Annotated in this window: 19 protein-coding genes and 1 tRNA gene; 12 read left to right on the top strand and 8 right to left on the bottom strand. The window is 49.1% G+C overall.

The genetic code is table 11. The annotated features are described in order from the left end of the window. Positions 1-115: 115 nt before the first annotated feature. Positions 116-192 (bottom strand) — tRNA-Asn (locus tag ABYP73_RS03025). 72 nt (positions 193-264) lie between these two features. After that, a complete protein-coding gene (gene rseP, locus ABYP73_RS03030) occupies positions 265-1,617 on the bottom strand; it encodes an RIP metalloprotease RseP (RefSeq protein WP_372973408.1) in 1,353 nt (450 codons plus the stop codon). A gap of 155 nt (positions 1,618-1,772) precedes the next feature. Here rseP and ABYP73_RS03035 point away from each other — a divergent pair, with 155 nt between their 5' ends. The 4 genes from ABYP73_RS03035 to ABYP73_RS03050 all read left to right on the top strand — a co-directional run bounded on the left by ABYP73_RS03035 (position 1,773) and on the right by ABYP73_RS03050 (position 5,184). Beyond that, positions 1,773-2,450 (top strand): SCO family protein, encoded by a 678-nt coding sequence (locus ABYP73_RS03035; RefSeq protein ID WP_372945228.1) that lies wholly within the window; start codon positions 1,773-1,775, stop codon positions 2,448-2,450. A gap of 117 nt (positions 2,451-2,567) precedes the next feature. Beyond that, entirely contained in the window at positions 2,568-2,804 is a 237-nt protein-coding gene (locus tag ABYP73_RS03040) for a ferrous iron transport protein A (RefSeq protein WP_372945229.1), read from the top strand. 6 nt (positions 2,805-2,810) lie between these two features. Continuing rightward, positions 2,811-5,033, top strand: a complete 2,223-nt coding sequence (feoB, locus tag ABYP73_RS03045) for a ferrous iron transport protein B (protein ID WP_372945230.1) — start codon at positions 2,811-2,813, stop codon at positions 5,031-5,033. 4 nt (positions 5,034-5,037) lie between these two features. After that, the gene (locus tag ABYP73_RS03050) at positions 5,038-5,184 is read left to right on the top strand and encodes a hypothetical protein (RefSeq protein WP_372945231.1); all 147 of its coding nucleotides are present in this window, start codon (positions 5,038-5,040) and stop codon (positions 5,182-5,184) included. 2 nt (positions 5,185-5,186) lie between these two features. Here ABYP73_RS03050 and ABYP73_RS03055 read toward each other — a convergent pair whose 3' ends face one another. Next, complete coding sequence (locus tag ABYP73_RS03055; RefSeq protein ID WP_372973409.1) at positions 5,187-5,573, bottom strand: DUF423 domain-containing protein; 387 nt, start codon at positions 5,571-5,573, stop codon at positions 5,187-5,189. Positions 5,574-5,672: 99 nt separating this feature from the next. Between ABYP73_RS03055 and ABYP73_RS03060 the strand changes: the two genes are divergently transcribed. Together ABYP73_RS03060 and ABYP73_RS03065 are read left to right on the top strand one after the other, a co-directional pair. Beyond that, positions 5,673-6,095: a hypothetical protein gene (locus ABYP73_RS03060; protein ID WP_372973410.1), complete on the top strand. Its 423-nt coding sequence runs from the start codon at positions 5,673-5,675 to the stop codon at positions 6,093-6,095. 118 nt (positions 6,096-6,213) lie between these two features. Beyond that, on the top strand, positions 6,214-9,480 hold the full coding sequence (locus tag ABYP73_RS03065; RefSeq protein WP_372973411.1) for a PDZ domain-containing protein: 3,267 nt from the start codon (positions 6,214-6,216) through the stop codon (positions 9,478-9,480). Between the two features lie 3 nt (positions 9,481-9,483). Here the strand turns inward: ABYP73_RS03065 and ABYP73_RS03070 are convergent, their stop codons facing one another. Together ABYP73_RS03070 and ABYP73_RS03075 are read right to left on the bottom strand one after the other, a co-directional pair. Continuing rightward, positions 9,484-9,894 (bottom strand): DUF2141 domain-containing protein, encoded by a 411-nt coding sequence (locus tag ABYP73_RS03070; protein ID WP_372944637.1) that lies wholly within the window; start codon positions 9,892-9,894, stop codon positions 9,484-9,486. A gap of 125 nt (positions 9,895-10,019) precedes the next feature. Continuing rightward, complete coding sequence (locus ABYP73_RS03075) at positions 10,020-10,454, bottom strand: hypothetical protein (RefSeq protein WP_372973412.1); 435 nt, start codon at positions 10,452-10,454, stop codon at positions 10,020-10,022. A gap of 205 nt (positions 10,455-10,659) precedes the next feature. Here ABYP73_RS03075 and ppk2 (ABYP73_RS03080) point away from each other — a divergent pair, with 205 nt between their 5' ends. Both ppk2 (ABYP73_RS03080) and ppk2 (ABYP73_RS03085) read left to right on the top strand, forming a co-directional pair. Then, entirely contained in the window at positions 10,660-11,505 is an 846-nt protein-coding gene (ppk2, locus tag ABYP73_RS03080) for a polyphosphate kinase 2 (protein ID WP_372973413.1), read from the top strand. Between the two features lie 3 nt (positions 11,506-11,508). Continuing rightward, positions 11,509-12,306, top strand: a complete 798-nt coding sequence (gene ppk2, locus ABYP73_RS03085) for a polyphosphate kinase 2 (RefSeq protein ID WP_372944634.1) — start codon at positions 11,509-11,511, stop codon at positions 12,304-12,306. 36 nt (positions 12,307-12,342) lie between these two features. On the opposite strand, the gene ABYP73_RS03090 is transcribed toward ppk2 (ABYP73_RS03085), so the two are convergent. Continuing rightward, positions 12,343-13,158: a ZIP family metal transporter gene (locus ABYP73_RS03090; RefSeq protein ID WP_372944638.1), complete on the bottom strand. Its 816-nt coding sequence runs from the start codon at positions 13,156-13,158 to the stop codon at positions 12,343-12,345. Next, positions 13,158-13,817: a metal-dependent transcriptional regulator gene (locus ABYP73_RS03095; RefSeq protein ID WP_372944633.1), complete on the bottom strand. Its 660-nt coding sequence runs from the start codon at positions 13,815-13,817 to the stop codon at positions 13,158-13,160. Before ABYP73_RS03095 ends, ABYP73_RS03090 begins: the two co-directional genes overlap by 1 nt. Before the next feature lie 79 nt (positions 13,818-13,896). Here ABYP73_RS03095 and ABYP73_RS03100 point away from each other — a divergent pair, with 79 nt between their 5' ends. Together ABYP73_RS03100 and ABYP73_RS03105 are read left to right on the top strand one after the other, a co-directional pair. Beyond that, on the top strand, positions 13,897-16,188 hold the full coding sequence (locus ABYP73_RS03100) for a TonB-dependent receptor domain-containing protein (protein WP_372973414.1): 2,292 nt from the start codon (positions 13,897-13,899) through the stop codon (positions 16,186-16,188). 50 nt (positions 16,189-16,238) lie between these two features. Next, positions 16,239-17,414 (top strand): lycopene cyclase family protein, encoded by a 1,176-nt coding sequence (locus tag ABYP73_RS03105; RefSeq protein ID WP_372973415.1) that lies wholly within the window; start codon positions 16,239-16,241, stop codon positions 17,412-17,414. 9 nt (positions 17,415-17,423) lie between these two features. Here ABYP73_RS03105 and ABYP73_RS03110 read toward each other — a convergent pair whose 3' ends face one another. Beyond that, positions 17,424-18,398, bottom strand: a complete 975-nt coding sequence (locus ABYP73_RS03110) for a polyprenyl synthetase family protein (protein ID WP_372944630.1) — start codon at positions 18,396-18,398, stop codon at positions 17,424-17,426. 156 nt (positions 18,399-18,554) lie between these two features. On the opposite strand from ABYP73_RS03110, the gene ABYP73_RS03115 reads away from it, so the two are divergent. Then, a complete protein-coding gene (locus tag ABYP73_RS03115) occupies positions 18,555-19,160 on the top strand; it encodes a TetR/AcrR family transcriptional regulator (RefSeq protein ID WP_372944629.1) in 606 nt (201 codons plus the stop codon). Then, positions 19,161-20,495, top strand: a complete 1,335-nt coding sequence (locus ABYP73_RS03120; protein ID WP_372973416.1) for a TolC family protein — start codon at positions 19,161-19,163, stop codon at positions 20,493-20,495. Positions 20,496-20,611: the final 116 nt, after the last annotated feature.

The following is a 20,611-nucleotide window of genomic DNA, read 5'->3' on the forward strand; positions in this document are numbered from 1 at the left end:
AAAGCCACCTAAAATTAGGTGGCTTATCTTTTTCTGGCCATGAAGTAGAACTGGCGTTCACTTCACAGCCAAGTAGTAAGCCTGTCTGCCGTCAGGCAGGCTCCGCTCTACTACTTGGCTCCCCCTCTTGGGCTCGAACCAAGGACCCTCTGATTAACAGTCAGATGCTCTAACCAACTGAGCTAAGGAGGAATAAAATCTCTTTTTAGAGGGGCCAAAGATAGCAGTTTCTTTCAAATCCCCCAATAGAAGACCCTAATATTTTTATTTGACTATCGCCTTGTAGATGTCATTCCCGTTGGCGAATAACAACAGGGCGATCAACAGGAAAAAGCCTGTCATTTGCGCGTATTCCATGAATTTATCACTGGGCTTCCTGCCGGAGACCATCTCGTAGAGCAGGAACATCACGTGCCCTCCGTCAAGTGCCGGGATCGGCAAAATATTCATAAAAGCCAGGATGATGGAGATTAAAGCTGTGGTATTCCAGAAGGCCGCCCAGTTCCAGCTGTCCGGGAACATGCCGCCTATGGCCGCAAATCCTCCTACCCCTTTGTATGCCCCTGTTTCCGGGTTAAAGATTTTTTTGAGCTGTTTCACATAACCGGTTAGTGTAGACACTCCCTTATCGATACCAGCCGGAATGGACTGGGCCAGGGAGTATTTTTTTGTCTCCAACCTCAGGTACCCCCCTTTTTCCAGTTCATCAAAGGTCAAGGCTCCAAGGTTTACTCCTATAGTAGCCGTGTCACTGATGACCACCGGTATTTGTTCCCTTCTCCCATCCCGATCTACCGTAAGGACCGTTTCCTGTCCCTTGTATTTCTCTAATATGGGCTTGGCTTCATCAAAATATTTCACCTGGTCATCCCCTACCCCCACGATCATATCTTCGACCTGCAATCCTGAGTCCTTATTGGCCGAAGTTTCGGGGATAGCCCCGACCACAAAGGGCATGCGCGGGCTCAGGAATCTCACTTTGTCCTCGTCTTCCAAAAGCGTAGCGATGAAATCTACCGGGATCTCTTTTTCGATAATCTCTCCATTCCGATCGATGGTAATGGAGTTGCCATTCACGATCTCAAGGAAAAGGCTGTTAAAATTCTCCACGTATTCCCCGTCTACGGCTACGATCTTATCCCCTGTTTGTATCCCGAGCTTATCCCCTATATTCTCTTCCGTCACCCAGACACCACCTTCCAGACTGTCGGTGGGAATAAACTGGTCTCCGTACGCATACGCCATCCCTATGTAGATGATCACGGCCAGGATAAAGTTTACGGTAACTCCGCCCAGCATGATGATCAACCGTTGCCAGGAAGGTTTGCTCCTGAATTCCCAGGGCTTCGGGGGCTGTTGCATCTGCTCCTTGTCCATGCTCTCGTCAATCATCCCGGAGATTTTCACATACCCTCCGAGCGGCAACCACCCGATCCCGTAAACCGTCTCTCCTATTTTCTTTTTAAAGAGGGAATATTTGATATCAAAAAAGAGATAGAATTTCTCGACCCGCGTCTTAAAGATCTTGGCCGGGATAAAATGGCCAAGCTCGTGCAGGATGATGAGCAGGGAAAGGCTCATAAAGAATTGTATGGTCTGAATGACGATGGGATTCATTAAAATCGGTTTGGAGGCACAAAAATACGTTTTCCCATAGTCTTATAAAAAGAAACTCAGACCGGTCTCAGGATTTTATGAAAGTTTTAGGAGCGCTACCTCCTCGAAATTTTGACTGGCTTGCTCCCCTGCCGTACCTTTGTGAAAAAAGAAGGATGAGGCGTTTCTTCAGAAAATTCAGATTCCTGGGCCTGGTCATGCTGGGCCTTTCGGCTGTTATCGTCCTTCTTTTCTATAATGCCCTTCAGCCCAAAAAAACCCTTCCGGTCTACCAACCGGCTGATTTCAACCCGGAACTGGTAGACGATGCTGTGCGCTATGTGAGGAAGTATCATACCATAGCCGACTTCTCCCTGGTGAATCAGAATGGGGATACCATCACCCAGGAAGATTACCGGGACAAGATCTACATAGCTGATTTCTTTTTTACCACCTGTCCCTCTATCTGCCCGATCATGACCAACAACATGGTCACCATTCAGGAGAAGATTTTTAATGACGATGAGGTCCTGCTGCTGAGCCACTCCGTGACCCCAGAGATCGACTCGGTGGCCCAGTTAAAAAAGTACGCCCTTGAAAAAGGGGTCATTGACAACAAATGGAACCTGGTCACAGGAGATAAGAAACAGATCTATGAACTGGCCCGCAAATCCTACCTGGCTGTGAAGACCGACGGTGACGGAGGGCCTTTTGATATGATCCACACCGAGAATTTTATCCTGGTCGACAAGGAGAAGAGGATTCGGGGCACCTACGACGGGACAGATCCGGAGGACATCGAGAACCTGCTCAACGACCTTAAGATTCTGAAAGCGTCCTATCGCAACCTATGACCGTTCAGGTGATCCTTCATAGGGATCGCGGGCAGGACTACTAAAACTCTTAATCCTTCTGTTATTCTATTTTTTTCACTTACTTTTGTCCTTACTTAAAATCAATCTAAATAAGAATTGAGCGCTACAGTAGTCGATCTTAAAATGGGGCAGCGCGGTATTATCAAGACCTGTGCTGACGATATCCTCCCTATCAAGCTTCTCGAATTGGGTTGCCTTCCGGGTAACGAGGTCGAAATGGTTCAGATCGCCCCCTTTAAAGATCCCATCTATGTAAATGTAAATGGCTCCCATATTGCCATCAGGAGAGCTACCGCCCAACTTATTTTTATCGATATTCTCGAAGACGCCTAGCAGAGAATGAGCAAGAGTATCAACGTCGCACTCATAGGAAATCCGAATACCGGGAAAACCTCTGTCTTCAACCAACTGACAGGGCTCAAACAAAAGGTGGGGAACTATCCCGGGATCACGGTGGAGAAGAAGGAAGGGATATGCAAGCTCCCCAGGGGTGTTAAAGCCCATATCCTGGATCTCCCGGGAACCTACAGTCTCAACACCACTTCCCTGGATGAAAGTGTGGTGGTGGAGTTGCTCCTCAACCGAAACGACAAGGATTTTCCGGATGTAGTGGTCGTGATCAGCGACGTGGAGAACCTCAAACGCAACCTCCTGCTCTTTACGCAGATCAAAGACCTCAGGATCCCAACGATCCTTGTGATCAATATGGCCGACCGGATGCGGAGGAAAGGGATCACCCTCGATCTGGAACTGCTGGAAAAGAAACTCGATACCCGTATCGCCCTGGTCAGTACGCGGAAGAACTTCGGGATTGAGAAGATCAAGGAACTGATCGCCGACTATAAGAACCTTTCCAACAAGCCCAATGTAGATACTACGGTGATCGACCCGGAGTATTTTGACAAGCTCAAAAAGACCTTTCCCAACGAGGACCTGTACAAACTGTGGCTGGTCATCACCCAGGATGTGAACTTTACGCCCTTAGATAAAAAGACCATCCCCGACACGAGTTCTTTCAGTACGAAATCAAAATCTGAACTTAAGAGACTTCAGCAAAAAGAGACCATCCTCAGATACCAGTTCATCAACGGGATCCTCAAGGAAGCCTATAAGGTAGACCTCCAGGCGGCCAAAGGCTTAAGAGCTACCCTGGACAAAATTCTCACCCACAAGGTGTTTGGCTACCTCATTTTCTTTTTCATCCTGCTCATGATTTTTCAGGCGATATACGACTGGAGCAGCTATCCGATGGACTTTATCGATGAACAATTTGCAGCTGCCAGCGAGTGGGTTAAAGATACACTCCCCTCTGGGGTCTTTACGAACCTGATCGCCGAAGGTATCCTCGCGGGTATAGGCGGTATTGTCATTTTTATCCCCCAGATCGCCTTTCTCTTCCTCTTTATCGCTTTGCTCGAGGAATCGGGGTACATGAGCAGGGTGGTCTTCCTTATGGATAGGGTGATGAGGCCCTTTGGCCTGAGTGGGAAAAGCGTGGTTCCCCTGATCTCGGGAACGGCTTGTGCCATTCCTGCGGTAATGGCCACCAGGAACATCGAGAACTGGAAAGAACGGCTCATCACCATCCTGGTAACTCCATTTACGACCTGTTCCGCAAGGCTTCCTGTCTACCTGATCATCATCGCCCTGGTCATCCCTGAAGGAAGGTTTTTTGGCCTTAGCTACCAGGCCCTTACCCTGATGCTTCTCTATAGTATTGGCTTTATGGCGGCCCTGTTTTCCGCCATGATCCTGCACAGGATCCTTGAGATCCGTAGCCGGACTTTCTTTGTGATCGAGATGCCCAATTACAAGGTGCCGTTATTGAAGAATGTGGTATATACGGTTATTGAAAAAACGAAAAGTTTTGTCTACGGGGCCGGAAAGATCATTCTTGCGATTTCCATCGTGTTGTGGTTCCTGGGATCAAATGGGTATTCCGATCGATTTGCCCAGGCTGATACGCTGGTCAAACAAAGGATCTCTGAAAATGGATTCACGGCCTACAACCGGGAAGCAATCAACGAGAAACTGCAATCCTACATGGGAGAGCTCCAAACCGGGGCTGCTCTCAGTGAAGCCCAGTTAAAGGATTCTCTGGATTCAAAAAAGGAATCCCTGGAATTCAGGGCCCAAAGACAGGAGATCGCCAGTTTTAAGCTGGAGAACTCCTACATCGGAAATATCGGCAAGGCCATAGAGCCCCTGGTAAAACCCCTGGGCTATGACTGGAAGATCGGCATAGCAGTACTGACCTCCTTTGCCGCCCGCGAAGTGTTTGTCGGTACGCTGGCCACCATCTACAGTGTGGGCAATGACGAAGAAGAGACCATCAAGAATCGTATGGCGGCTGAAGTCAGGGGTGAATCAGACCAACCCCTTTTCAATTTGGCCTCGGGTATATCCCTCCTCTTGTTCTACGCCTTCGCCATGCAGTGTATGAGTACGCTGGCCGTGGTTAAGAGGGAGACAAACAGCTGGAAATGGCCCCTGGCACAATTAGCGATCATGAGTACTTTTGCGTATCTTATAGCGTTGGTCGCCTATCAACTTTTGAAATAGAGCTATGAATCTTCAATCCATCCTGGTCTACCTAACCCTCCTTGTGGCCCTCGTCTACCTGGTCAACAGGTTCCTGCTGCCAAAAAAGTACAGGATCGGCCGGAAGGGCCCTTCCTCAGGATGCGGGCAGGACGACTGTGGCTGCAGCTGAACTCAGACAATATGGGCGATGAAAGAGTAGAACAATAGCGCCCAACCTACCAGGAGTAGTAGACCTCCCAGCGGAGTAACCGGCCCCAGAAACCTCCATTTTTTTCCCCGCGCGTCACTCAGGCACAGCCCGTAAATGCTAAAGGAAAACAGGAATGTCCCCAGGATAAAACTGTAAGCTATATAGGTTTCCAAAGCCGTGGTGAAGCCGAGGTTAAACCCCAGGATCAGGAGCAGGATCCCATGGTACATCTGGTATTTCACACCTGTTTCAAAACTTTTTAGCTGGTCCTGACTGAGGGTTTTTTGCAGGGCATGAGCCCCCATAGCACCGAATAAGACAGCAAGGAATCCAAAGAGGGCACCTACAACCTGTACGAGTAAAATCATGGAAAGAATTTATTCAAAGTTAAGGATAAACCTTTTCTGAAAACATCGACTTATCCCGGCTCGAAAAATGTATCTTTAATGGACCTTATTTTTCCATGTATGAAAGTTCGTTTTTTATTTTCAATTCTCTTTCTCATCCTGTCCTGTGGCCCAGCAAAAAACGTCACAGCAGGTAAGACTGAGAACCTAGACCAGGACCTGCAAGACAAGAATCGCGTCACTATTTCCCTCCTGAACAGGATCCGCCAATTGCCCGGGGTAATCATCAGAAACGGGGTTCCTATCATCAACAAGGCGAGCAACTTCATTTCAAATGAAACCGAAGATCCCGCCGGTTTCGGGGGTGGAAATCCCGAACCCCTTTATGTCCTGGACGGTTATATCGTCGGCAACTCCTTTCGCGACATCGACCGGCTCGTGGATAATATGAACGTAAAAGAGGTGGTCGTACTGACAGGATCGGATGCCTCCGAATACGGATCCAGGGGAGCCAAGGGCGTCATCAAGATCACCACTTACTAGAACCCTTCGCGGCCCTAACAGGATCCAGGTATTTTCAGGCAATTACCATGGAGACGCTGATGATTTGGATTGATTTCTACCTAATTTTTCTCTACTTTCCACGGATAAAACAGTACTAATGAAAACAGTCCAACTACTCCTATTTTTTCTTTTGAGCAGCCTGCTAAACGGGCAGGGGACTCAACTCCTCCGCCAACCTACCCTATCCGGCGAACACATCGTTTTCGTCTATGCCAACGACCTGTGGAAGGTATCCGCAAACGGAGGGCAGGCAGAACGTCTTACCAGTAACGAAGGTTACGAATTCTCACCACATTTTTCGAGTGACGGATCCTGGATCGCATTTACGGCTGAATACGATGGCAACAGCGATGTCTATATCATTCCCATTGCGGGAGGCGAACCTCAAAGGCTCACCTGGCATCCCGGAGATGATGTGGTTCAGGGCTGGACCCCGGACGGCAAAGTACTGTTCCGTTCTGCACGGGAGGCCCGGCCTACCCAGACGAACAAACTATATACCGTATCCCCTGAAGGAGGTCTGCCTCAGGCGATAGCAGTACCGAGAGCGGCCTATGGGGAGATCTCCGCAGACGGCAAATACGTCGCCTATACCCCAATTACGTCATGGGATCCGGAGTGGAGGAATTACAGGGGAGGACAGGCCATGCCGATTTGGATCGTGGAGCTGGCTACAGGTACCCTGCAGAGAACGCCACAGCCTACTGCAGAAAGACACCTCGACCCGGTCTGGTACAAGGGCAGGGTCTTTTATCTATCCGAAAGGGATCTGGCCAGCAACATCTGGTCTTATGATCCTGCTACCGGACAGGAGCTGCAACACACCTTCCACAAAAAATTTGACGTCAAAAGCCTGGATGCAGGACCCGAAAGCATTGTCTATGAACAGGGCGGTTACCTCCATATCCTGGATCCCGAAACCAATGCCACAAGCCGGCTGGTCGTGGAAGTGAAAGGGGACATGAATTTTGCAAGGCCCAGGTGGGAAGAAGCAAACGGCAATAACCTTACCAATGCGGGAATATCCCCTACAGGGAAAAGGGCCCTTTTTGAATACAGGGGAGAGATCATTAGCGTCCCTAAAGAGAAGGGAACCTACAGGAACCTCTCGAATTCGACCGGCGTGGCCGACCGCTACCCCGTCTGGTCGCCCAAGGGCGACAAGATCGCCTGGTTTTCGGATGCCAGTGGGGAATATCAGCTGGTCGTCGGGGATCAGGATGGGCTGAACTCGAAAAGTTATTCCCTGCCGAATCCCACTTTTTATTTCCAGCCCGACTGGTCGCCGGATGGGAATTATATCGCCTTTACAGATACCGATTACAATGTGTGGATCATTGCTCTCAGCACGGGCGATGTCCAAAAGGCTGCCACGGACAGGTATGCACACCCCAACAGGACCATGAATCCCGTCTGGTCTCCGGACAGCAGGTGGATCGCCTACTCCAAACAACTCGACAGTCACTTTAAGGCCATCTTCGCCTACAATGTCCAGACCCGGAAGGAGCTTCAGCTCACCGATGGCATGGCCGATGCGATCAGTCCGGTCTGGGATGAGGGAGGAGAATATCTCTACTTCCTGGCCAGCACCAATTACGGCCTGCAATCAGGTTGGCTCGATATGAGTTCCTATGACCCACAAGTAACACGCAGCTTATACGCCCTGGTCCTGTCTGCCGGCGGTAAGGCTCCCAACCTGCCAGAGTCGGATGAGGAAACGGAGGCCGCTCCACCAGAAACAGGAAAGAAGAAAGGCAAGAAGAAAGGAGAAGAGGAGGAGGAGGCTGAAAAGAAGGTAGAGGTAACGATCGACTCACAGGGAATCTATGCCCGCATCGTTCCCCTGAAACTGGAAGAAAGGAATTACGTGGCCCTCGCCAAGGGACCCAAGCATCAACTCTTTATAGTAGAGAACGTACCCAACGAGCGTAATTTCAAGATCCATTCCTATGACGTAAAAAAAGAGAAGGCAGAGGAATTCGGGAACAATATTTCGGAATTCATCCCATCTTCTGACCGGAAAAACGTCCTGGTAAAGCAGAATGGTTCCTGGTTCATTTCAGAGACCAAGGGCAATTTTAAAAGCAGTGAAGGGAAACTGGATACGAATATCAAGATCAAAGTAGATCCCCGTGCCGAATACAAGCAAATCTTTCGGGAAGGCTGGCGGTTTATGCGAGACTTTCTCTATGTGGATAACGTGCATGGCGCTCCCTGGGACCTCGTCTACGAGTGGTATTCCCCCTGGATCGAACATGTACGCCACCGCACTGACCTCAACTACGTGGTCGACATCATGAGCGGGGAGGTTGCCATAGGGCATTCCTATGTTTCGGGCGGAGACTTTCCGGATATTGAAGATGTACCCGTGGGTCTTTTGGGATGCGACCTGGAAGTGGCAAACGGCCTGTACAAGATCTCCAGGATCTACACAGGGGAACAATGGAATCCCGACCTCAGTGCGCCCCTTCACCTGCCCGGGATCGAGGTAAAAACAGGAGACTATATCCTGGCGATCAACGGGAAGAAACTCAACTCAGGTATCAATCCCTACAGCCTGCTGGAACAGACGGCCGGGAGGGAGATCCAACTCAGGATATCTTCCTCCCCTGACGGAAGTGGTGCCCGGGACGTGCTTGTAAAGCCGGTGCAAAACGAATATATGCTCAGGACCATGGACTGGATCGAGGGCAACCGCCGAAAAGTAGATGCCCTGTCCGGCGGCAAACTCGCCTATGTCTATGTCCCGAACACGGGGGGAAGAGGCTTTCAGTATTTCAACCGGTATTACTTCTCTCAGCAGGACAAGAAAGGGGTGATCATTGATGAGCGGAACAACGGTGGGGGCTCTGCAGCAGATTATATGATTGATATCATGGACCGGACCCTGTTGGGGTATTTCAACAGCAAGGCCAATGACAACCGTCCCTGGACTACTCCCATGGCAGGGATTTGGGGCCCCAAAGTGATGATCATTAATGAAAGGGCCGGCTCGGGAGGCGATTTATTACCCTATATGTTCAAGGCCAAAAATCTGGGTCCGCTGGTAGGAACACGCACCTGGGGCGGACTGGTAGGTACCTGGGACACCCCGAGGTTTATAGACGGAGGCCGAATGGTCGCACCCAGGGGAGGGTTCTTCGATGTGGATGGGAAATGGGCCGTGGAAGCAGAAGGAGTGGCCCCGGATATAGAGGTGATACAGGACCCTAAAAAAGTTCTCGAAGGCGGGGATCCGCAATTGGAAAGAAGCGTGCAGGAAGCCATGAGGCTTTTACAAACTCAGGAATTTAAAATGAAACCGGAACCCGAGGCACCCGTGAGATGGTTGAGGCCTCCTGGGTATCAGGAGAGTAAGGACTAGTGGTTACAAACTGACCTCAACTGCCCGGTTGGAAAAAAGTGAGAAGGAACACTCATAAAAACTGGGCGGGCCGAAGGTCTTCATTCTGGAATTGGAGAACCCTACAGGTTCCTTTGGGATTCCAAGCCAGTTGGTATCCAGGACATTGTTCCCATTCTCATCGTGGAAAACGGCCAGGGCATACTCCCCGCTGGGAAGATTCTCTATCCTGATCTTTGTTTTCCCGGCAACAGCCTTGGTGCTGTCTGATTTATAAACCCCTTCAAATTTGAGGAAGCCATCGGCCTTGTTATAAACGGCCACATTGATATTTCCCGCGGAAGACTGCACCCCCTGCACCTCAACGATAAGTTCGTTTTGAGCCAGAAGGCACAAAGGCAATAGGAAAGAAAGAACAAAGAGATATTTCCTCATAAACTTTGGGTTAGTCAGGTGCGTAACGTAAAATTGCCCTGCAAAAGTATCTGATGGAATTGAAATTTTATGTCAGAGAATTGCTAAAACTTTCAGTGGATCGGAAGATGCTTGGTTTTATACGGCTAATCCTCAGGCAATGCATCCAATTTTCCCTTGAGCTTCTCGAAGAAAACAGCCGTTTCCAGGGAGTCTTTGAAATTGAGATAGATCGGTGGGGACTCCTTTTGTTTAATGAGGATCTTAGGATATTTGAGCTCATCGACATACACCCTTATCCCCTCCACTCCCGAGAGGGTATCCCGGAAGATCCCTTTCTCGATGCCCCAGACAGAAAATCCGGATTTCCTCTCCATTTCCGGTATCCTGGGGACTATCTGTAAAGATTCTAATTCCCCGTAACGAATCTCGGAGATGTAGAACCCGGAAAAAAGTAGTAATCCTTCTTGTTCTTCCCTGATCCAGTTTTTCGAATGCAGTAAAAAGGCCGCCAGGCACACCAACACAGTGAGGCCGATGACCAAATTCCAAAGCCAATGTCTCTTCTTAACCGTCATCATGAGATTTGCGGATTGGTGTTTTTCAAAGCCAATTTCCCAACGGGAAAATAAACATAGTCAATACACCTCAATCCTACAAGGGGGATCCCCGACGATTGTAGATCCCGTATTTAATACGTCGAGATTTCCAAAAGTAGTATCTTTAGGCATCCGGTCCTTTTTTAAAGGAGACCGCAATACTAATTGTAAATACCCTCCGCATTTTATGTTTACCCTGGAAGACCTTTCAAGCGTCAAGAAGAGGAAAGACCTCATCGATATCGCCGAAGAAAAAAAGATTCCGATAACCAAAGCCTTGAGAAACCTCAGATATGAAGAAGAACTTCGCCTTCTGCAAACGGAAATGGTCAACTTCCAGCGATGGGTCAAGAAAAAAAATCTGCGGGTAGCAATCATTTTTGAGGGCAGGGACGCTTCGGGAAAAGGTGGGACCATCAAGCGATTCAAGCAGCACCTGAACCCCCGATCCACAAGGGTCGTCGCACTTTCCCGGCCTACCGAGGTAGAGCGGGGACAATGGTATTTCAGAAGATACATCAAGGAGCTTCCCAATCCCGGGGAGATCGTGCTTTTTGACAGGAGCTGGTATAACCGTGCTGTTGTGGAACCCGTGATGGGATTCTGCACCCAGCAGGAATACAACCAGTTCATGGTTCAGGTCCCGGGTTTTGAGCATATGTTGTATGAGGACGGGGTCAAGATCATTAAATTCTGGTTTTCCATCTCCAAAAAGGAGCAGAAGAGAAGAATGGATTCCCGACTCCTCAACCCCCTTAAAAAATGGAAGTTTAGTCCTGTGGATCAGAAAGGTCAGGAACTATGGGATAAGTACACCTACTACAAGGAGCACATGTTTTCCAAAACCCACTCCACCTTCAGCCCCTGGATCATTGTTAAGGCAAACAACAAGAAAACGGCCCGTCTGGAAAGTATGCGCTACGTCCTCTCACAATTCGATTATACCAAGGCCCAGAAGAGCAAGACCACTATCCTTCCCGATCCCAATGTAGTACTCAGGTATTACCGTCAGATCGAGCAAATCGACATATAACCCATGAAGAAGAAAAGTGAACAACAATTGGACCTGAGCCAAGAAGACCTCGAATTGCTCAATACCCCACTGGGAATCCAGTTTCTCATGGCCGACAAAAAGACCAATGTCCCCAAAGCCCTGAGGCTGCTGAAGGATGAGCTAACTTTTCATAAGTTGCAGGCCGAGATGATCAAACTGCAGCATTGGGTCATCGAAAAGAACAAGAAGGTAGTAGTGATCTTCGAAGGCAGGGACGCAGCGGGTAAAGGCGGGGCCATTAGGCGGATCACGGAGCACATCAATCCCCGGCATTACAGGATCGTCGCCCTGCCAAAACCTACCGTTGAAGAACAGGGTCAGTGGTATTTCCAACGCTATGTGAATCAGTTACCCAAACCCGGGGAAATGGTATTTTTTGACAGGAGCTGGTACAATCGGGCCGTAGTAGAACCCGTGAATGGGTTCTGCACGAAATCACAATACCGCAGCTTTATGGAGCAGGTGAACAGTTTTGAAAGCATGATCATGGACTCCGGGATCTACCTGATCAAATTTTACTTCTCCATCACTAAACAACAGCAGGCCCTCCGATTCAAAGATATACAGTCCAGTCCTCTAAAGAAGTGGAAAATGACGGATGTCGATCGAAAAGCCCAGGAACTTTGGGACCTTTACACGGAATTCAAGTTGCGGATGTTTGAACATACCAACCTGAAGAAATCACCCTGGATCATCATTGAGGCCGACCGCAAGACGGAAGCACGCATCAAGGCCCTGCAGTATCTCATCGATAACATTCCTTACAAGGATCAGGAATAATTCGGGTCCCCGATACTCTTTTTAATGCACCCCGTCCTAGCCCAGGCCCACATCAAGAGCCATCATAATGATGAATCCACCGATAAAGCCCATGGTGGCTATGTCTGTATACTTGTCCTGCTGGGTCTCCGGGATCACCTCTTCCACTACCACAAAGATCATGGCGCCTGCTGCAAAGCTTAGGGCATAAGGCAAAATCGGTTGAAAAGTGAGCACGGCCCAGGCCCCTAAAACGGCAGCGATGGGCTCGACAATAGCGGAAGCCTGACCATAAGTAAAACTCCTTAGCCTGCTGAGACCTTGTCTGCGCAACGGCATGGCCACAGCAAAACCTTCCGGGAAATTCTGTAGTCCTATCCCGAGGGCAAGGGCGACGGCTCCTCCTATATTGGCCCCTTCAAACCCGGCTGCAACACCCCCGAACAAGACCCCTACAGCGAGCCCCTCCGGAATGTTATGCAAGGTGATCGCCAGGGTCAGGAGGGTGGTCCTGTGCCAGGGAGTCTTGATCCCTTCTGTTTCCTTAAAATTGATGTGTACGTGAGGTAGAACCTTATCGAGCCCGTAAATAAAGGCAGCCCCCAACAGGAACCCTACTGCGGCCGGGATGACCTTTACGAAACCTTCACCCTCGCTCATCTCTATCCCCGGTGCCAGGAGACTCCAGAAACTGGCGGCCACCATGACGCCCCCTGTGAAGCCCAGCATCCCATCTAGAACGGCCCGGTTCATGGTCTTAAACAGGAAGACCAGTGAGGCCCCCGCAGCGGTGAGCCCCCATGTGAACAGCGTTGCATAGAGGGCGCCCAGCACTGGATTAATCGATTCGAAATATGAGATTACCTGTTCCATCATTCTGATTCCTGAGTCACGATTAGGTTAGAGGCGATCGTATGCGATAGCGAGAGTTTCCTGCCACCGATCTGCACCCGGATAGAGTCGTCAAAATCCTCCTTTTCCATCACCTGAATACGATCTCCGAGGGCGATCTGGTTTTTGTCGAGGTACCTTAAAAAAGAGGCTGATGAATCCCTGACGCCTATACACACCCCTGAAGTGTTGATCTCCAGGTTGCTGAGGAGTTTGGATTTCCGCGACTGCACTTCCCCGTTTTTGTCTGGGATAGGGTCGCCGTGTGGATCCACCTTGGGGTAGGCCAGGAACCTGTCGAGTTCGTCAATGAGCTTTTCGCTTTGGATGTGTTCGAGCTGTTCGGCAATCTCGTGCACTTCGTCCCATGAAAAATTCATTTTCTCAACCAGAAAGGTCTCCCACAACCGGTGTTTCCTGATGATCATCAGGGCTTTCCGGATCCCGCGTTCACTCAGGTTCACTCCCTGGTACTTCTTGTAATTCAGAAAACCTTTTTCGGAGAGGCGCTTCACCATATCTGTCACAGAAGAAGGCTTGGTCTGCATCTCCTCGGCAATGGCGTTAGTGGAGATCACACCCGGATTTTTCCTTCCCAGGTGGTAGATGGCTTTCAGGTAATTCTCTTCTGACTGCGTCATAAACTTTTCAATAGAACAAAAATACATTTTTATTTGTAAAAACATATTTTTAGCTTTGTCTAAATTATAATTTCTAGTCATGGGTACTTCCGTAAAGGGAAAATGGTTTGGGATGGTGCTGCTGCTCTTGTGTTGCGGATTACAGGGGCTTGCCCAAAGGGCGAGTATATCGGGACGAGTCACCTCAGGATCAGAACCTGTCGCTGACGTAAATATCAGGATCAGGGGTACAGGGATGGGAACGTCCAGCGATGCGGATGGTCTCTACCGTATAGACCAACTCGAAAAGAGACGGTATCTTCTCCTCGCCTCGGCCATAGGGTTTGAGCCTTTTTCCACAGAGATCGACCTGTCCTTACAGGAGGAATTGGTCCTGGATATAGCCCTTACGCCTTCTGTTGAAACCCTGGAGGATATTGTGGTCAGCGGGACCCTGAAACCGGTGAGGCGACTCGAAAGTCCGGTTCCCGTGGAGGTCTATTCACCTGCTTTTCTTCAAAAAAACCCCACCCCCAATGTCTTCGAGGCCCTGGCCAACGTCAATGGAGTCAGGCCCCAGGTGAACTGCAATGTCTGCAATACGGGCGACATTCACATCAACGGGCTGGAAGGTCCCTACACCCTTGTGCTGATCGACGGTATGCCCATCATCAGCGGACTCGGGACCGTTTACGGCCTGTCGGGCATTCCCAATTCCCTGATCTCACAGGTAGAAATCGTCAAAGGTCCGGCTTCCTCCCTCTATGGAAGTGAGGCCGTTGGAGGGCTGATCAACATCATTACCAAACACCCGCCGGAGGCTCCGGAATTCGTAGCAGACGCCTATGTTACCGGATGGGGGGAGTACAACCTCGATGTCGGCTCCAAACTGGCACTGGGCGAAAAGACCTCTCTTCTTTTGGGATTGAACTATTTCAACTACGACATCCCCATAGACAACAACGGAGATAATTTTACGGACGTCACCCTACAGGACAGAATCTCCCTCTTCCAGAAATGGAATTTCATCAGACCCAAACAACGCATCTTTTCCCTTGCCGGGCGCTTCCTGTATGAGGACCGGTGGGGAGGAGAAATGCAGTGGACCCCGGAATTCAGGGGTGGGGATCAGATATATGGAGAGAGTATTTACACCAGCCGGTGGGAACTGCTCGGGAAATACCAGCTCCCGGTTGATGCCCCCCTCATGCTTTCCTTTTCCTATACGAGCCACAATCAGAATTCCGTCTATGGGACTACCTCTTACCTCGCCGACCAGCGTATCGGGTTCGGGCAGCTGACCTGGGGTCCGGTCTTGCATTCCCACGACCTGTTGCTGGGGCTGGCTATGCGATATAACTACTACGATGACAATACCCCTGCCACTGCCACGGGACAGGAAAATAACCCGGATAAAGTATGGATCCCCAGTCTCTTTGCCCAGGATGAGATAAGCCTCGGGAAAAAACATTCCCTCCTACTGGGTTCAAGACTGGATATCGACCGACGGCACGGGACCATCTTCACCCCCAGGCTCGCCTATAAGTGGAAGGTTACAGATACGGACCTCTTCCGGCTGAATGCGGGGACCGGTTTCAGGGTAGTAAACCTTTTCACCGAAGACCACGCCGCCCTTACAGGTGCGCGGGAAGTGGTGATCAGGGAAGAACTCGATCCGGAACAGTCTTATAATGTCAACCTGAATTACTCAAAAAAAATTTACAGCTCAGGAGGCACCTACCTCAACCTGGAAACTTCTGCCTTCTATACCTATTTTACCAACCAAATCATTCCGGATTACGAGACCAATACGGATCAGATCATCTATGACAACCTCGACGGGAATTCCATTTCCAAAGGGATCAGTGCCAATGTGGACCTGGCCCTTCCAAACGGACTTAAGATCCTGATGGGAGCCACCCTGATGGATGTTTCGAGCACCGAAGACGGGGTGAAGACAAGGCAGATCCTTACCGAGCAGTTTACCGGAACCTGGAGTATCTCCTATGAAATCCGTCCTCTGCGTCTTGCCCTGGACTATACCGGAAATTTATACGGCCCCATGCGGCTTCCTCTGCTGGGCGACCTGGATCCGCGTAACGAATACTCCCCCACCTGGAGTATTCAAAACATCCAATTCACCTATTCCGGCCTGGATAATTTTGAGATCTACGGGGGCGTGAAGAACCTTCTGGACTGGACACCCAACAGGAGCGCACCCTTTATCATTGCCAGGGCCAATGATCCCTTCGACAGGAATGTAACCTATGACGCCAATGGGCAAGTGGTCGCCACCCAGGACAACCCCTACGCCCTCACCTTCGACCCTACCTATGTCTACGGACCCAACCAGGGGATTCGGGCCTTTGTGGGCTTGAGGTATCGCATGTAGAGGACCTTGATACGTCCATAATTCGTACCTTAGCGCTTCTCAGTTGGTCCATGACAGAATTCGACTTCATCATTATAGGTGCCGGGGCAGCAGGGCTTATGCTGGCCGACGGGTTGGGAAAGGACCCGGCTTTTAAGGACAAACAAATCCTGCTCCTCGATAAGGACTCCAAAAATAAGAATGATCGTACCTGGTGCTTTTGGGAAAAGGATGAGGGACCCTTTGAGGAGATCGTAAGTAAGCGTTGGGAGAGTATCTATTTTGGGGGGAAAGAACACAAAAAATCTTATGCCATCACACCTTACTCCTACAAGATGGTGAAGGGCCTCGATTTTTATCGCCATTTCCTGCCAAAAATTTCGTCCTATCCCAATGTGCACTTCCGGCAGGAAGCAGTAACGTCTGTCAATGAAGAACCGAATGGATTCGTAAAGGTGGAAACCCCATCTGCCAGGTATCATACCCAACAGGTTTTTAACAGCTTGTTTTCTTATGAAAGCCTGGGTGAGCATCCGAAGTACCCCATTTTGCAACAGCACTTTATAGGTTGGTTCGTAAAGACTAAAGAACCTGTTTTTAATGCGGGACGGGCTACGTTTATGGATTTCTCCGTGGATCAGAAAGACAACACCCGATTCATGTACGTTTTGCCCTTTACAGAGAAGGAAGCCCTTGTGGAATATACCCTTTTTTCCCCTTCCCTGTTAAAGGACGAGGAATACGAGCAGGCGATCAGGGATTACATGATCAGTGAATTCAACTCCCCTGAGTACGAAATCACCGAGAAGGAAAAAGGGAGTATCCCCATGACCTGCTACGATTTTTCACAGCACAATACGGACCGTATTTTCCACATCGGGACGGCAGGAGGATGGAGCAAGCCCAGTACAGGGTATACCTTTATGAATACAGCCAGGAAGACGAAGGCGTTGATACAACACCTGAAGGAGGAAAAAAATCTGTCTGACTTTCAACAAAAAAGCAGGTTTTGGTATTACGACCTGTTGCTGCTCAACATACTTTACAGGAGAAACGATTTGGGTAGATCTATCTTTGAATCCCTGTTCAGGAAGAGAAAACCACAGCTTATCCTTAAATTCCTGGATGAGGAAACCCGGTGGTACGAAGATATCTACATTATGATGGCCCCAAACCCCATTCCCTTTATCAAATCGTTGATCCGACATGCCTTTTGGGTAATCTCAGCCGAAAAGAAACGGTGGTAATTTGTCGGGCTAAACCTTCCTGCCCATAAGGTCCTTGCCGAAGCGCAGTAAGATTTCCTTGTTCTCTTGGGGCAGGTTTAACTTTTCCAGGCAGGAAAACGCCTTTTCAGTATAGGTGGCAATGGCATTTTTGGTGTCTTCGGTTGCCCCGCTCTGCAAATAAATCTCTTTTACACGCCTGATCTTTTTCTCAGCTTTTTTGGGTTGGATGGAAAACAGGTCACTCAGCTCCTTGCCCATTGCGGATTCCCCGAGCTCCAGTGCCTTTAAAAACAGGTAGGTCTTTTTATTCTCGATGATATCACCTCCTACCTGTTTCCCGAATTTATCAGGGTCGCCAAAGGCGTCCAGGTAGTCGTCCTGTAGCTGGAAAGCGATCCCGAGGTTAAGCCCAAAAGCGTATATCTCCTGTTGCTCCTGCATAGACGCCCCTGCAGTTATCGCACCCATTTTAACGGCAGCACCTACGAGTACCGCTGTTTTGAATTCGATCATCTTCAGGTACTCCTTCACAGTTACGTCGTCCCGGGTCTCAAAATCGATATCGTATTGTTGCCCCGCGCAGACCTCCATAGCTGTTTTGCTGAAAACAGTGCTGAGTTCCTTAAAGGTTTCAGAAGGATACGGTTCAAGGAATCGATATGCCTCTATAAGCATGGCATCTCCCGATAGGATTCCTGCATTGATATCCCATTTCTTATGTACCGTGGTCTTGCCCCGTCTTAAAGGGGCTTCATCCATGATGTCGTCGTGGATGAGTGAGAAATTATGGAAATACTCAACAGCCATAGCCGCAGGAAGCGCATCCTGGTATGTACCCCCGAAAAGTTCAGCCGATAGCAAGACCAGGGCCGGCCTGAGGCGCTTGCCCCCCAGTCTGAGGATATAGTTCATGGGTTCGTAGAGAGAAGCAGGTTCCCTCTTTGCCATCCCCGAGAGGAGATGATTTTCAAATTCTTCTCTATAGTAGGCTACAGATTGCATCGGCAATTTTTTTCAAAAATAGGAGAAATCGTCTCAAAGCATTTTGCTTCACCCCGAATTCAGCAAAATTTTTCAAAAAAAGGCCTGTGTTAATTAATTCTAAAACTTTGGAAACTTTTTTTGTTTTTAAAGTTTCCTAAATATATTTGCCCCCTTATGAGAGACAAGATTCTGGATAAGGCGACTGATATGTTCCTGTCCCTGGGCTTTAAAAGTGTGACCATGGACGACCTGGCACACGAGATGGGCATGTCTAAGAAGACTATCTATTCTCATTTCGACAACAAGACCAAATTAGTAGAGGCCTGTGCCAACAGCCTGTTCGATCAGATCTCCCAGGGGATCGATGCGATCTGCAGCATGCAGAAGAATCCGATCGAAGAGCTTTATGAGATCAAAAAATTTGCCATGAAGCACCTTAAGGATGAAAAGGCCTCCCCTCAGTTTCAATTGCAGAAGTATTTCCCGCGAATCCATAGCGCCATGCGCATGAAGCAATTCGACCTTATGCAAACCTGTGTAGTGGACAACATAAAAAGGGGGGTAGAGCTCGGGATCTACCGGTCTAACCTCAATGTGAATTTCATCGCCCGGATCTATTTTTCGGGAGTTACCAGTATCAAGGACCATACGCTCTTTCCAGAGGACGAATTTCCCAAGACCCAACTCATGGACGATTACCTTGAATACCACCTTCGAGGTATCGTAACTCCAGAAGGACGCAAAACCTTAAATCAAATTATTCAATCTAATCAAGAATAAATGAAACGCACTCGTTTATTTATCGCCTTGTTCTTTCTTTATGCATGGCCATACGCCCAGGAAGAACCGGTATCCTTCACCCTGGGTGAAGCCATCGCCTTTGCCCTGGAAAATAATTACAAGGCCCTGAATGCCGACAGGGATATCATTGATGCACGCAATCAAAAATGGGAGACTATTGCCTCAGGGCTACCACAGATCACCGGGGATATCAGCTACCAGAATTTCCTGAAACAACCCGTTTCCCTGATCCCGGCAGAATTCTTTGGCGGAGAACCGGGAGAGTTTCAGCCCATAGTTTTTGGGCAGCCCCAACAGGCCACGGCTACAGCGACCCTCAGGCAGCAGGTATTTGAAGGATCCTATATCGTGGGTGTGAAGGCCACTAAAGCATTTTTGAGCTACAGCCAAAACAATAAGGAAAAGACACAGCAAGAGGTCAGGAAAGCTGTGGTTGAAGCCTATGGTAACGTACTGCTGGCCGGGGAATCCGTTTCCATTCTGAAAAACAATCTGGAGGCCTTGAGCGAAAATCTCTATGAGACCAGGAAGCTCTATGAGAACGGACTGGCAGAAGAGGAAAGTGTAGAGCAACTTCAGATCACCTTCTCTACTGTGGAAAGCCAGTTGAACAATGCCATCCGCCTTGAAAAAATCACGCTGCAGATGCTCAACCTTGTTCTCGGGCTTCCCCTGGATTCTCCAACGGCACTCGAAGAGGACCTGGACGACCTGGCCAAGGCCTATGTGGATCCCGCTTTGCTGAATGCCCCGTTCATCATGGAAAACAACGTCGATTACAAGCTGGTCAACAACCTGAACGAACAACGGTATTACGAATTGAAGCTAGCCAAAAGCAGGGCTCTCCCCACACTGAACGCTTTTCTGAATTACGGATCCACGGCCTTCAGCGATTCCTTTACTTTTTTTGACGGTGATCAGCAATGGTTCGATTCGTCCATACTCGGATTCGATCTCAGCATCCCCATTTTCAGTTCCCTCAAGCGGAGCGCGAGTACACAAAGGGCTAAAATAGCTCTGGAAAAGGCGAAAACACAATTGACAGAAACAGAAGAGCAAATCAGGTTGCAGCTGGAAAAAGCCAAAAGCGACTATCAACTGGCCATTGAACAATACGCCACAACACAGGAAAACCTCGATCTTGCCGAACGTATAGAACGCAAAAATCAAATCAAATACAAAGAGGGAATCGCCTCAAGTTTTGAACTCCGGCAAGCGCAGACCCAATTGTACAGTGCCCAGCAAGAGTACCTGCAGTCCATGGTAGATGTGATCAACGCCAAAACCGAACTAGAGGTCATCGCAAATAACTAATAAGAACAATTCAAATCCACTTACCAAAATGAGAACTAATTTTCCAATCCTGGCCCTTATCACCGTGCTGATCTCATGCGGAGGGAACCAGAATGATTCCGTTGACAGCCTCATTG

The sequence above is a fragment of the Muriicola sp. genome, from assembly GCF_041567615.1.
Classification (GTDB): Bacteria; Bacteroidota; Bacteroidia; order Flavobacteriales; family Flavobacteriaceae; genus Muriicola.

Coding starts and splice junctions, on each gene's coding strand:
- rseP (WP_372973408.1), bottom strand. CDS start 1,617: ATGAATCCCATCGTCATTCAGACCATACAATTCTTTATGAGCCTTTCC.
- ABYP73_RS03035 (WP_372945228.1), top strand. CDS start 1,773: ATGAGGCGTTTCTTCAGAAAATTCAGATTCCTGGGCCTGGTCATGCTG.
- feoB (WP_372945230.1), top strand. CDS start 2,811: ATGAGCAAGAGTATCAACGTCGCACTCATAGGAAATCCGAATACCGGG.
- ABYP73_RS03050 (WP_372945231.1), top strand. CDS start 5,038: ATGAATCTTCAATCCATCCTGGTCTACCTAACCCTCCTTGTGGCCCTC.
- ABYP73_RS03055 (WP_372973409.1), bottom strand. CDS start 5,573: ATGATTTTACTCGTACAGGTTGTAGGTGCCCTCTTTGGATTCCTTGCT.
- ABYP73_RS03060 (WP_372973410.1), top strand. CDS start 5,673: ATGAAAGTTCGTTTTTTATTTTCAATTCTCTTTCTCATCCTGTCCTGT.
- ABYP73_RS03065 (WP_372973411.1), top strand. CDS start 6,214: ATGAAAACAGTCCAACTACTCCTATTTTTTCTTTTGAGCAGCCTGCTA.
- ABYP73_RS03070 (WP_372944637.1), bottom strand. CDS start 9,894: ATGAGGAAATATCTCTTTGTTCTTTCTTTCCTATTGCCTTTGTGCCTT.
- ABYP73_RS03075 (WP_372973412.1), bottom strand. CDS start 10,454: ATGATGACGGTTAAGAAGAGACATTGGCTTTGGAATTTGGTCATCGGC.
- ppk2 (WP_372973413.1), top strand. CDS start 10,660: ATGTTTACCCTGGAAGACCTTTCAAGCGTCAAGAAGAGGAAAGACCTC.
- ppk2 (WP_372944634.1), top strand. CDS start 11,509: ATGAAGAAGAAAAGTGAACAACAATTGGACCTGAGCCAAGAAGACCTC.
- ABYP73_RS03090 (WP_372944638.1), bottom strand. CDS start 13,158: ATGGAACAGGTAATCTCATATTTCGAATCGATTAATCCAGTGCTGGGC.
- ABYP73_RS03095 (WP_372944633.1), bottom strand. CDS start 13,817: ATGACGCAGTCAGAAGAGAATTACCTGAAAGCCATCTACCACCTGGGA.
- ABYP73_RS03100 (WP_372973414.1), top strand. CDS start 13,897: ATGGGTACTTCCGTAAAGGGAAAATGGTTTGGGATGGTGCTGCTGCTC.
- ABYP73_RS03105 (WP_372973415.1), top strand. CDS start 16,239: ATGACAGAATTCGACTTCATCATTATAGGTGCCGGGGCAGCAGGGCTT.
- ABYP73_RS03110 (WP_372944630.1), bottom strand. CDS start 18,398: ATGCAATCTGTAGCCTACTATAGAGAAGAATTTGAAAATCATCTCCTC.
- ABYP73_RS03115 (WP_372944629.1), top strand. CDS start 18,555: ATGAGAGACAAGATTCTGGATAAGGCGACTGATATGTTCCTGTCCCTG.
- ABYP73_RS03120 (WP_372973416.1), top strand. CDS start 19,161: ATGAAACGCACTCGTTTATTTATCGCCTTGTTCTTTCTTTATGCATGG.